The organism is Paenibacillus koleovorans NBRC 103111 (genome assembly GCF_004000845.1).
GTDB classification, from domain to species: domain Bacteria; phylum Bacillota; class Bacilli; order Paenibacillales; family NBRC-103111; genus Paenibacillus_AA; species Paenibacillus_AA koleovorans.
The window spans coordinates 16,561-28,159 of record NZ_BIMA01000098.1; the positions used below are offsets into that span (position 1 = coordinate 16,561).

General features: G+C 53.7%; 7 protein-coding genes. 5 read left to right on the forward strand and 2 right to left on the reverse strand.

Going from position 1 to position 11,599, the window contains the following annotated elements:
* Positions 1-98: 98 nt before the first annotated feature.
* Complete coding sequence (locus PKO02S_RS24635; protein WP_127587175.1) at positions 99-1,853, forward strand: ligand-binding sensor domain-containing protein; 1,755 nt, start codon at positions 99-101, stop codon at positions 1,851-1,853.
* Positions 1,854-2,279: 426 nt separating this feature from the next.
* Complete coding sequence (locus PKO02S_RS24640) at positions 2,280-5,132, forward strand: Ig-like domain-containing protein (protein ID WP_164821663.1); 2,853 nt, start codon at positions 2,280-2,282, stop codon at positions 5,130-5,132.
* Between the two features lie 159 nt (positions 5,133-5,291).
* Here the strand turns inward: PKO02S_RS24640 and PKO02S_RS24645 are convergent, their stop codons facing one another.
* Complete coding sequence (locus PKO02S_RS24645) at positions 5,292-6,692, reverse strand: MATE family efflux transporter (protein ID WP_127587179.1); 1,401 nt, start codon at positions 6,690-6,692, stop codon at positions 5,292-5,294.
* A 146-nt stretch (positions 6,693-6,838) separates the two neighbouring features.
* On the opposite strand from PKO02S_RS24645, the gene PKO02S_RS24650 reads away from it, so the two are divergent.
* From PKO02S_RS24650 to PKO02S_RS24660, 3 genes are read left to right on the forward strand one after another with little or no spacing between them, the layout of a single operon-like run.
* The gene (locus tag PKO02S_RS24650) at positions 6,839-8,383 is read left to right on the forward strand and encodes a spore germination protein (RefSeq protein ID WP_127587181.1); all 1,545 of its coding nucleotides are present in this window, start codon (positions 6,839-6,841) and stop codon (positions 8,381-8,383) included.
* Complete coding sequence (locus PKO02S_RS24655; RefSeq protein WP_127587183.1) at positions 8,380-9,564, forward strand: Ger(x)C family spore germination protein; 1,185 nt, start codon at positions 8,380-8,382, stop codon at positions 9,562-9,564. Before PKO02S_RS24650 ends, PKO02S_RS24655 begins: the two co-directional genes overlap by 4 nt.
* Positions 9,561-9,791, forward strand: coding sequence for a hypothetical protein (locus tag PKO02S_RS24660; protein ID WP_127587185.1), 231 nt, complete (start codon positions 9,561-9,563; stop codon positions 9,789-9,791). The genes PKO02S_RS24655 and PKO02S_RS24660 overlap by 4 nt, the downstream gene beginning before the upstream one ends.
* Here PKO02S_RS24660 and PKO02S_RS24665 read toward each other — a convergent pair.
* Positions 9,780-10,880, reverse strand: coding sequence for a GerAB/ArcD/ProY family transporter (locus tag PKO02S_RS24665; RefSeq protein WP_127587187.1), 1,101 nt, complete (start codon positions 10,878-10,880; stop codon positions 9,780-9,782). The genes PKO02S_RS24660 and PKO02S_RS24665 overlap by 12 nt on opposite strands.
* Positions 10,881-11,599 lie beyond the last annotated feature (719 nt).

Below are 11,599 nucleotides of genomic sequence, written 5' to 3' on the forward strand. Positions count from 1 at the left end.
TTCGCAACAGGCAGGAGGTCTTCCTTTTATGTAGAAATTGTATCGTACCGGTATTGATTTAAAACGACTACAATCGAAACGGTGGGGGAAGGTCAAACATGTACACTTTACTTGGTCATCCGTGCAGAAATTTCAACATTTTGGCGAAGACGGTCATTCAGGATCCAAAGGACGGCAGGGAAAAGCTGGTGCTTGCCAACTTCGTTGCCGGCGGGACAGGCGTCTTGATTTTCGTGGACACCGAGGATCACTCGTACGAGACGATTACGCTGCCAGGCGATGAAGGCGCATGGGGGTTGGTCAACTGGTTCAACAAGAAGCTCGTTGTTGGGACTTGCCCGCAGCATGCCTACTTGCATTGCCTTGATCTGACTACTCGCGAGTGGGCGGAGCCTCTGTCCGATCCGGGCGAGAAATATTTCTGGGATATGACCGTCGGTTCCGACGGCAAAGTGTATGGCGGCACTTGGCCGGGCTGCAGCCTGCTGCGCTACGATCCCGAAACACATGAGCTGAAGAACATGGGAAGAGTGTCGGACAACGACAAGAATTTGTACAGCCGACCGGTATATGGTGCGCTGCCCGGTACTGTATTCGTAGCCGGAGGGTATGACGTTCCTTTCCTGAAGGCGTTTGATCTTGCAACGGAAACGTTCCACGACTTGGACGCTCCGGGCTACCGAGTGAAAGAAGCGAATGAGGACTTCATCTGCCTGGAGAAAGAAGGGGAGCTGAAGTGGTTGGATTCGAAGACGCGTCAACCGATTGCGGATCTCGATCCAAGCCGGCTTACCAAATCGTCCGTCCAGCTGCCGAACGGTCAATCGTTTGGAGTCGTGGCGCTGGCTAACGACCGTTATGCGGGAGTTCGCGGGCAAGAATACTTTATTATCAATGGGCTAACCGATGTACCGGAGCTAAGAAGAATTCCGTCCGAGCCGTCTCCGACTCGTATTTTCACGCTTACTACCGACCCGGAAGGGACGGTATGGGGTTCGTGCGGCTTCGGCCAGACGATCTTCAGCTATGATCCGGTGAGGGATGAACACTGGAACTCCGCAACCGTCTGCAACGCCGGCGGCGAAGTGTACGGTATGCTGTTTGTTGGCGGCAAGCTGTATATGTCTGCTTACGTCGGCGGCGATCATATCGTGTATGATCCGAAGCAGCCTTGGGATCAGCTCAGCAATGCCAATCCGCGCATGCTGAAGTCGGTGTCGCCGGATTTCGTACGTCCTGAGGGACGCAGCGTCCTTGGCCCGGATGGCGGCATATGGACCGGCTGGTCGGCCAAATACGGCACTTACGGCGGGGCGTTGTCTCGCATAGATGTGGAGAACCATGGGGTGGACGTCTGGACCGATCCGCTTCACAATGACCAGCAGGTTTGCGGGCTGACCGCCGACGGGCAGTACTTGTATTTTACGACCAATGGAGGCGCCAGCGGGCTCGGCTATAAGCAAGTGCAGTGCGGGTTCGGAGTCTGGAAGCCAGGCGAGGGCTTGGTGCATCAAGTAACGTTTGACAAAGAAGAGGAGATGGTTGGAAACGGCGTTCTGGCCGGCGCGTCGAGCGTCTTCGTACGAGTAGGGGACTCGATCCGCGTCTTCAGTCCAGCGACGTTGGAGTTTACGGCTTCGATCCCTACGGACGCGCCATGCGGCTGGATGATCCGCGGCGAAGGCGAGACGATCCTGGCGTTCTGCGGCGAAGAGCTGCTGGTGATCGACGAGGCGTCCGCTTCCGTACGGAGCCAAATCGCCTTGCCTGGCAAAGTGCACGCAGCCACCAGGTCGGCTTCCGGCGACATTTTTTTTGCCGTGTTGGATGGGTTGTATCGCCTTTCTATATAAAGCAATTCGCAATAGCCGGCCCCTGGGTTGCCCCTGGGTCGGCTTTTTTGTAATTCGCGAATGTTAATCCGCATGTCCTAGCGAAACTGAGTACCAAAGTAAAAATTTATACAGCTCAAAATAGACTACATAACTATTATTATGTAAACAAATAGCAGCCAATCGGCTTTTTTCGTGTCCACCATACAAATCATCCCAAAATCAGAATATACCGATGCAAATCGGAATATTCCCCCATTGGTGGAAGCGGAAGGTTCTGATACGATGCTGATACACCTTTCACTTCCGCATACCCGTAATCAAACCTCTAGCACTGCCTTGCACCCTGTGCAGCTCACCCAAAGCAGACATCCCGACCGACTCCTTTGCTCCGGCATAACCCGCCAAGGCGGTTATGTAAATAACTTTTCTTTGAGGAGGCATGTGATGAAAAAAGCAGGCGGCTTGTTATTGGGCATGTTGGTATTGATTGCGCTCTTCTGCCTGGGGAGTGCGGCTATGGCAAGCGGTGATCCGCAAATGATCATCCCCACCGCAGCAGGAGCGGCAACCGGAAGCCAGTTTTTCCCGTTGGAAAATGCGTTCGACTCCACCGATCCGGGTGTCGACGGGACCGGGACGCCTACTGGCGGAGCAGGGGCGAACAATGGGCCGGCGTACTCGACCAGCCGAGTCGGCTATATTGACTTCGGGCCGAACTGGGCGAATGTCCGGATCACGGCCACATGGACGAAGTACCGTGCGTCCAGTACGGGCAACATGACCCCTTACACGGAGCTCTGGTGGGACGACGACATCGATATGACGAATGACGGCACGACCGAAACCCGCATTAATTTCAACAGTGTTCAATCCCTTCCCAATACAGGCAGCACAACCCCATGGATACGCGACAGCGACGTCAGCAGCAGCCCTGTTGCTCCGGCAGGACGGTATTTGTTGCTCCGCTCGCCGGCGAACATGACGAATCGGGCTAGTGAATACGGCATTGTAGGCTACATTCACGAGGAATCGATCCAGGTAATCAGACCCGCTTCGGCCGGGCAGGCGACCGGAAGCTCTTTTTTCCCGATGAACAATGCATTCGACGGTCAACCGACACTGGATGCCCTGACTGGCGTACCGACCGGTGGTGCAACCGCTGCCGATGCACCGGCGTACGGCAATCGTGTCGGATATATCGACTTCGGCCCGGATTGGAGCAAGGTCCGAATTACTTCTACATGGACCCGCTACCGTGCGTCGAGCGGAGGAAACCAGACACCATACGCTTCGCTCTGGTGGGATGACGATATAGACTCGACCAACGACAGCGGGCTCACCGAAACTCGCATCAACTTCAACAGCGCGCAGAACCTGTCTACCGGCTCGACAACGCCATGGATCCTGGACAGCGACGTTAGCAGCAGCCCGGTAGCGCCGCAAGCCCGATACTTGATGGCCCGTTCGCCGCTTACGATGACCAACCGCGCGAGCGAATATGCGTTCGTAGGCTGGATCGACGAGAACGGCAACGGGGTGCAGGATGCACCTAACCGCGCTGTGTCCGCCATCAACGTGACCTCGGCAGGAGGAGCGACCAGCATGCTCACATCGACCACGTTGCAGATGTCGGCTGCTGTGCTTCCGTTCGACGCCACGAACAATAACGTTACCTGGTCGGTTGTGAACGGAACCGGAAGCGCCACGATTAATTCCAGCGGCCTGCTGACGGCGGTCGCCGACGGCACCGTAACCGTGAAAGCGACGGCTCAAGACGGATCCGGCGTATTCGGTTCGCTCGTGATCGACATCTCGGCATACAGCCAATTGATTTTGCCTGTGCAAGGGGCTGGCTCCATCTACTACATCGACCTGCAGGCTTCTTTCCCGAATGTAGACTGGAACACGCTGGAGCGACTCTACATCCCCGCAGGAACGTATCAATTTATCAAGCTGGGCAATCTCCCGATTCGAACGGCCGCCAATCCGCTCATCATCTCCAACTACGGAGGGCAGGTCAAAGTGACCGGCACACACTCGTACACCCTGTCGATTGAAGGCGGGAAGCACTGGATTCTGACCGGGAAGTATGACAACACGCTGAAAACCGGCCATGTTAATTTCCAAGGGCATCAGAACGGCAATTACTCGACCTCCACCGGCAATTACGGGATCGAGGTGGGCCGCAATACGTCCAACGGCATAGGCGTCGGCAAGAAGGCGACTAATTTCGAGCTGTCCTTCATCGAGGTGGCGCATGCCGGCTTCGCCGGGCTGCTGATCAAAACCGACAACGATCCGACGGCCGTTATGGACGGGGTCAAAATCCACGACTTGTACATTCACGATTCGGAATCGGAAGGGATGTACATCGGCAATACGAGCAGCAACCTCGATACCCAGCACATTTTCACCAATCTCGAGATCTATAACAACCGGGTGCTGCGCTCTGGAACCGAAGGCATTCAGCTGTCCAATATGGGCGACGGGATCAAGGTGCATAACAACGTAGTGGTCATGAACGCGCTCGATTGGAAAGATCCGTTCCAGCTGTGGCAAGACGGCTGCTTCCAGTACAGTCAGAGAACCGGCAGTGCCGAAATCTACAACAACGTCTTTATCGGCTCCGCTAGCAGCCTGTTCTCCGTTCGAATCAGCGCAGGCGCAGGAGAGACGCCGAATTCGGGCGATGAAGTATATTTCCATGACAACTATTTCTCCCATAGCCGCGACATCCTGGCCTACATTCACAATACGCCATCCAACTATTTGACCAAATTCCGTTTCGAGGACAATATGATCCGGCAGTTGAACTACCAGTACGATGAATTGCCCGGCACGCATGTGAATGCCAATAAAATGTTCTATGTGTCCGACAATACGAACAATCCGATGATCTTCAAGAACAACACGAGGGACGGCTCACAAGTGTTCATCGATACGATCGGCGGGAACAACGGCACTTCCGGCAACATCACCGCTACGGGCAACACTACGAACACCAGCTTGGCGCCGATCGTCTTCGAGGATGTAACGTTCCCTTCTACCTTCGACTGGAGCTTGGTGGAACGGTGGGACGATACCTCCAGCTTGTACGGAGGCTCGATATACTTCGACTATGGCGATTATGTCTACTACTTCCCTACGGGGGCGCTGTACAAGAACATTGAAGCGGGATCGCATACCGGCAAAAATCCAACAACGAACCCGTCTACTTGGTCGCTTCAAACGCCGATGAAGGAAGATTTCCGTCTGGATTCGACTTCGCCTTATCAAGGAATTGGGCTTTCGCAATAAGCCGCTAGAAAAAGGAGAGGCCGCCTGTGCAGCACGTACGCTGCATAAGCGGCCTCTTCTTGGTGAAAGATTGTATTGACTAAGTGAGCGTCTATCCCGACAGCATCACGAAAACCTATCACTAAACCATCACCCAAATATTAATGACCACAGCCGTGGTCATTTTTCCGTTTCAATCAACCGATGCGCGTACCATTTAGGCCCCCTGAATCTCCAGGCAAACAAAGCGCCCCTTACGCCCCACTCCAGGTTCATCGCCAGCCAGACGCCGATAATGCCCATCCCGAGCGTAATGCCCAACACGTAGCCGAGCACGATCCGGACGACCCACATGGACAGCATCGAGGAGATCGATGTGAACTTTGCGTCGCCTGCAGCCCGCAGCCCGGCCGGCAAGATGAAGCTAAACGACCAAAGAGGGATTTGGGCGATCAGGTTGATCAGCGTCAGCCAGTACAGCTCATGCATGATCTCTGCAGGCGGATGGAACAGCCCGGCCAACGGCCCAAACAGCGGCAGGATAATAACGGTAGCCAGCACCAGGGAGAGCGAAGACAACACGACGAAAGCTTTAATGAACTTGCGGGCATCCTCGACATTGCGCTGCCCCATGCATTGGCCGACAACCGTCACCAACGTAAGCGACAACGCGCCAGCCGGGATTTGCGACAGCATGGCAATCGTATTCCCGATCGCATTCGCCGCAATGGCACCGGTGCCGAGGCTGACTATGAACACCTGCGTCATCAATTTCCCGCCGTTGAAGAACATTTGCTCCGCGGCGAACGGCACGCCGATGTACATGATTTTTTTCAGCATCGTCCAGCGAACAAGGAGCAGCTCGCGCAAGCGCAAGCGCAGGGAGGCATCGAGCTTCACGATATAAGTGATTGCACAGATAGCCGCTGTGTAGCGCGCCACATTCATGGCGATCGTCAAGCCATTGACGCCCATATCCAACAACGAGATGAACACCACGTTCGACCCGACGAAGAGCAAATTCATAATGAGCGACAGGATCAGCGATACCCTCGATTTTCCGATCCCCCGCATGACCCCGCTGACCGCCTGCACAATCCCGATACCCAAGAACGAGATACAGCTGCCGATAAAATAATGTTTCGCTTGGGCCAACACATCCGACGAAGCAGCGCCGAACAGCAGATCGAGGACCGGATTCGAGAACACCAACAGCAGCAGTCCGATTCCCAGGGAAAGTAATGAAACGGTAGCCACGGTACCGGCAGCCGCTTTCGCCACCATCGCTTCATTCCTACTTCCTTTGTATTGCGCGACAATGACCGTTCCCCCGGTTGCTACGGCGACGAAGGCATTGATCAGAAAAATGTTGAGCGAGTCCACCGTGCTGACCGCACTGATCGCCGCAACCCCGGACGAGCTGATCATGGCTGTATTGATGAGGAAAATGACGACAATAAAAGCTTGATCAATCAGGATGGGAAAGAAGAGATTCGTAATCTGCCTGTGATCCATCGACTTCCCGGTTAAGTGCTTCTCCAATAAGGCCCGGCCGGGCCAGCGAATGCCGAGCTTGTTCATCCTGCATCACTTTCTTTTCGTTGTTTTATCCAACCTTCAGCATTCCTCTACTATACTCCCATTCTCGGCAGGCAACAATGAGAATAGAGAATGATTTCAGCCAATAATGGGAAAATAACGTATCAGTCTGAAGAGGGGACGATAGCATGAGACGGTTAAGAAAATGGCTGCGTTCGAAACCAAATGCTCGCTTGGAACAGGAGGTTGCTTTCCCTGAGGAATCTTTCGAGCTCGCCTACGACTTGGAACAGAACGAGCGAAAGCTGCGCCAGCTTTTCCCGAACTGCTCCGATCTCGTGTTCCGCAACGTTCGGTTGAACGCGAAAACCGAATGTTTGGTCGTATATTTGACCACGTTGGTAGATGAGCAAGTAATCGAAGAGCATATCCTTAAGCCATTGTTGGCATCCTCCGAATCGCTAAAGCCTTATCCGGAAGACCGGATCTCGGTCGGTAAAATAGAGCGTACGAAGCAGGGACAGGAGTTGGTTCGCCAACTGTTGCACGGGTACACGGCCATCTTGACCTCTATGAATGAGCAAGCCTGGTTGGTCAGGACGAACGGAGGGAAGCAACGAAGCCTGGAGGAGCCATCCTCCGAGCCGGTCATCCGCGGGCCCCGAGACGGGTTCATCGAGAACATTTCGACGAATATGGGGCTTCTTCGCAGCCGCTTGAAAACCTCCACCCTCCGAATGGAAGCCCTGACGGTTGGCCGGCTCACGCAAACGCAAGTGGTCATCTCCTATCTCGAAGGCATCGCGAAACAAGCCGTAGTCGACGAAGTCCGAGAGCGAATCGCACGCATTCGAATAGACGGCATTATCGATTCCAGCTATATCGAGGAGTTTATTGAGGATTGCCCCTATTCGCCTTTCCCGCAAGTGCACAGCACCGAGAGGCCGGATGTCGTAGCCGCCGAGCTATTGGAAGGCCGCGTCGCGATCCTGGTCGAGAATACTCCGTTTGTCCTGGTTGTGCCGATGACGCTAATGACGGGGGTTCAAGCGAGCGAGGACTATTACATCCGTTGGCCCATTGCGACGTTCGTTCGTTGGATCCGGTTCCTGTTTATTTCCATCGCGATATTCGCACCACCGCTATACGTGGCCATCACAACGTTTCACCAGGAAATGATTCCGACCAATCTCGTGATCAGCATTGCCTCGTCTCGCGAAGCGGTGCCTTTCCCGGCGCTGATCGAAGCGATGCTGATGGAAATTATTTTCGAAGCGCTGAGAGAAGCGGGCATTCGACTGCCCAAACAGATCGGGCAAGCGGTCAGCATCGTCGGCGCGTTGGTCATCGGGCAAGCAGCCGTGCTCGCTGGCATCATCTCGGCACCGGTCGTTATTATCGTATCGATAACGGGGATTGCGGCGTTTACGATTCCGAGGTACAGCTTCGCCAACGGCATCCGGCTGCTCCGATTTCCGATGCTGTTTCTCGCGGGGACGCTTGGGCTGTACGGCATCGTACTAGGGTTTATCGCCATCCTGCTGCATGTAACCTCGCTGCGCTCCTTTGGCGTCCCCTACTTCACCCCGATCTCCTTCGGCAGTATAAAAGATATATTCATCCGCGCGCCGATTTGGGCCAAGACCTTACGTCCGCAGATAGCGGGCTCAGAACCTTCCTACCGGGAGCCGGAGGGGCAACAACCGAGTCCAAGGCGAGGGAAACGCCCATGAAACGAGCGATTGCAGGCGTTCTGCTTGTCTCCATGCTGCTCGTAAGCGGGTGCTGGGACCGAACCGAAATCAACGACTTGGCATTCGTCTCCGGAGCCGCTTTCGATTTGACCAAGGACGGGGAGTATTTGCTATCCCTCCAAATTGCGATCCCTTCTTCCTCTCAAGGCGGTGTGGGAAGCTCTGACGGCGAAAAGGAGAAATTTTTTGTGCTGTCGGCGGTGGGAAACAATGCGAACGAAGCGTTCGAGAAATTACAGAAAAAAAGCTCGCGCCGGCTGTTTCCCGCCCACCGAAGCGTCATTTTTATTGGCGAAGCGCTAGCCCGGCATGGGATCAACGATATATTGGACGTGTTTACACATGATCCCCGACAACGTCTCAGAACGTACATCATGGTCGTCAAGGGTGGAGAAGGCTTAGACATTCTTGAGGCGAAGTATCCGTTCGAACAAGTGCCTATTGAGGCGATCAAGGAAATGGAAGCGCTCAGCAGTGAACTGGCTGTGACGCTCGGCGAGTTTTTTATGGCTGCATCCAGTCCCGGCATCAGTCCGGTAATGGGTGTAATCATGTCCGAAGGCGATTCCGGCGGTGTCAAGTCCGGCGATAAGCAATTGGTTAAGCTCGCGGGTTTGGCTTTTTTCAAAGAGATGAAGGTGGTAGGCTTTTTGGACAGTGAGGAAACAAACGGGTTTCTCTGGTTGACGGATCGTATGAAATATGGGCGTATCAACGCGATTATTTCCGAAGGGGATGTGAAAGGGAATGTCGGCATGACGCTGAACTCAGCGCACCGCAAGATCACTACGGAAGTAAATGGAGGCGCGCCGAAGGTCCGCATTCAATTGCAGGGAGTGGGGAGTTTAGTGGAGAACAACACCCGTCTGGATATTTCGCGGCCGAACAACCTGAAGCTCGTTCAGCATGCCCTGGAGCAGTCGGTCGAACGCCAAGTTCGCGATGTCGTCGCCAAGCTGCAGAAGCAGTACAAGGTGGATAGCGTAGGATTTGGCATGGATATGTATCAGAATCACTATAAACAATGGAAAACGCTGCAACCGAAGTGGGAGCAAACATTTCCTGAGGTGAAAGTAGCGGTAGATGTCCAATTGGCGTTAACCGGGGTAGGGATGGCAGGCCCGCCATTGCAACTGAAAGAGGAGGAAATCGTAAAATGATTTTGCAAATCGTCGGGTATGTTCTCGTGCTGCTGTGGTGGACGATCAGGAGCGTGAGGCGCTTGTTGAACAAGAAGAAACGGAAGGAAGCCTTCGTCTTCGCCTCGTTGAACGGCTTGGGGGCGGTTCTCGGGCCTTTGCTTATCGCACAAGTCCCTTTGCCCAGCTTTATTGCACCGGCAGTACGTTTGTTTGAACCGATCGGGAAATGGATTTCAATGTCGTGAAGCCACAGCTTTTCTTCTAATGGTATCGATCACTAGGAGGAGTAGCGGGATGATGCTTTGATTAAACAAGGCCAATATGGGGAAGGTGAACACGATATAGTTCTGGAGATCCGCTCCGTTTCTGAAAATCCAAACCGATCCGAGCGTAGCCAGTAGCGTGCAGGGAAACACAAGATCGCGATAATCGCGAATACCGAACAGCTGACTCACGCACAGGCATAGAATAAACAGACAGATCGCCGATTTTACAAAACAGCCCATGACCCAGATCGAGACCGCAATCGCTTCCAGTCGCTCGAACGAACCTTCGATACCGATATACTGAATCACGCTCAGGAACGAATAGCTCAGCCTCCCCGTCAATGGGCCGAGCACCAGAATCGAGAGTGAAACTACCGTCAATAAGATGCCTGTTATTCCCGCCAAGGCGATCAAAGCAACCTTTCTAGCCTTCTTGGGTTGATTGGAGAAAGGAAGCAGCCAGCCTAAAATAAATAATTGATTCATAAATGCGCATGCCGGAAGAACCGCCCCTTGCAGCACCGGCCAGAAGCCGTCGCCGAGAATCGGTTTGAAGTTATTGGGGTGGATTTCCTGGAGCGTCAGGATGAATAAGGGGAACACGAACGCCATAAGCAGAGGAGTCAAAAACTCGTTGCTTCTGCCAACCACTTCAATCCCCGCATAGACAGCGAACCCGCATAAAATCAGCAAGGTCATGCTTCCTACGAGGTGAGGGCTTTTGGGGAGCAGCAGCGTATTGATGAACATGGAATGCTGATATGTGATCGTAGTGATCGAGACGAACCAATAATAGATATAATTGACGCCGATCAGCTTTCCTGCCCACTTGCCAACAATCTGTGAGCTATATTCGATAATCGTCAGCCCGGGATAACGCTTGCCCAGCTTGATCATGACCCAGATGCAGAGAAGACCGGTCGTAACCGATGGAAAAACCGACAGCCAAGCATCTTGTTTGCCGAACATGGCCATTTGGCCTGGGACGGATAAGTTGATGGTAGACACGACAAATGTGAATAAAATCAATCCTAGCTGAACGGATGTAATCTTCTCGGCCCTCATCATGGACGGAGTGCTCCTTACTGATTGAAGTGTTCCAAGTATTGACACATCCTCTAGCCTCTATACATCTAAAAAGTCATCCCAGCAGCCGTTCCGGTCATCTGAGTTGCCTATCCCCGCCGCTCAGCAGCTTATCCGTACGGTGGCAAGGTAGTGTTGACTGAGGAATTGCTGTCCCGCCAGGCATGATTCCTTATCGGAGCCTGGTGACCGCGTTTTTCAATCAGCATCGGGATGCGGCTGAGCGGAAGGATCATGTGAATTTGCAGTTGGCGGCGTGCTGCGGGGAATGGGACAGCTTTGATCAGAGTGCAAGTGAGTGGTGGGTGAGAAGGAGGATGGAGTAGAATCATGAAAAGGCCATATACACTATAGTCCGACTTTTTCGGACTGCGTAGCGGGAGCGAAGGATGAAGCGGTCTCTAGTCCGACTTTTCCCACTTGCAGAGCCGTTTCCGCACGCTCCCTCTGGAAATCGCCGCTCTAATTCGGCCGATTCGGACTACAGAGCATTTCCGGGCGGAGAGGTGCGCCGTAGTCCGATTTTTTCGGACTAGGGAGCAAGGGTACAGGCGCCACATTGCTCGAGAATGCTCTTCTCCTCGCGCGGGTTTAGCTGGTTGTGAGAATCCGGCGGAATGGGATAATCATGGATCGTCCTAGGGACGATTTTTCAACAGATAAGAAAGTTTAAGTTCTTCACCGTATTGAAGCGCCAGGAG

What these genes read in the sequence shown, in the direction of transcription:
- PKO02S_RS24635 (WP_127587175.1), top strand. Translation starts at nt 99, where the DNA reads ATGTACACTTTACTTGGTCATCCGTGCAGAAATTTCAACATTTTGGCG.
- PKO02S_RS24640 (WP_164821663.1), top strand. Translation starts at nt 2,280, where the DNA reads ATGAAAAAAGCAGGCGGCTTGTTATTGGGCATGTTGGTATTGATTGCG.
- PKO02S_RS24645 (WP_127587179.1), bottom strand. Translation starts at nt 6,692, where the DNA reads ATGAACAAGCTCGGCATTCGCTGGCCCGGCCGGGCCTTATTGGAGAAG.
- PKO02S_RS24650 (WP_127587181.1), top strand. Translation starts at nt 6,839, where the DNA reads ATGAGACGGTTAAGAAAATGGCTGCGTTCGAAACCAAATGCTCGCTTG.
- PKO02S_RS24655 (WP_127587183.1), top strand. Translation starts at nt 8,380, where the DNA reads ATGAAACGAGCGATTGCAGGCGTTCTGCTTGTCTCCATGCTGCTCGTA.
- PKO02S_RS24660 (WP_127587185.1), top strand. Translation starts at nt 9,561, where the DNA reads ATGATTTTGCAAATCGTCGGGTATGTTCTCGTGCTGCTGTGGTGGACG.
- PKO02S_RS24665 (WP_127587187.1), bottom strand. Translation starts at nt 10,880, where the DNA reads ATGATGAGGGCCGAGAAGATTACATCCGTTCAGCTAGGATTGATTTTA.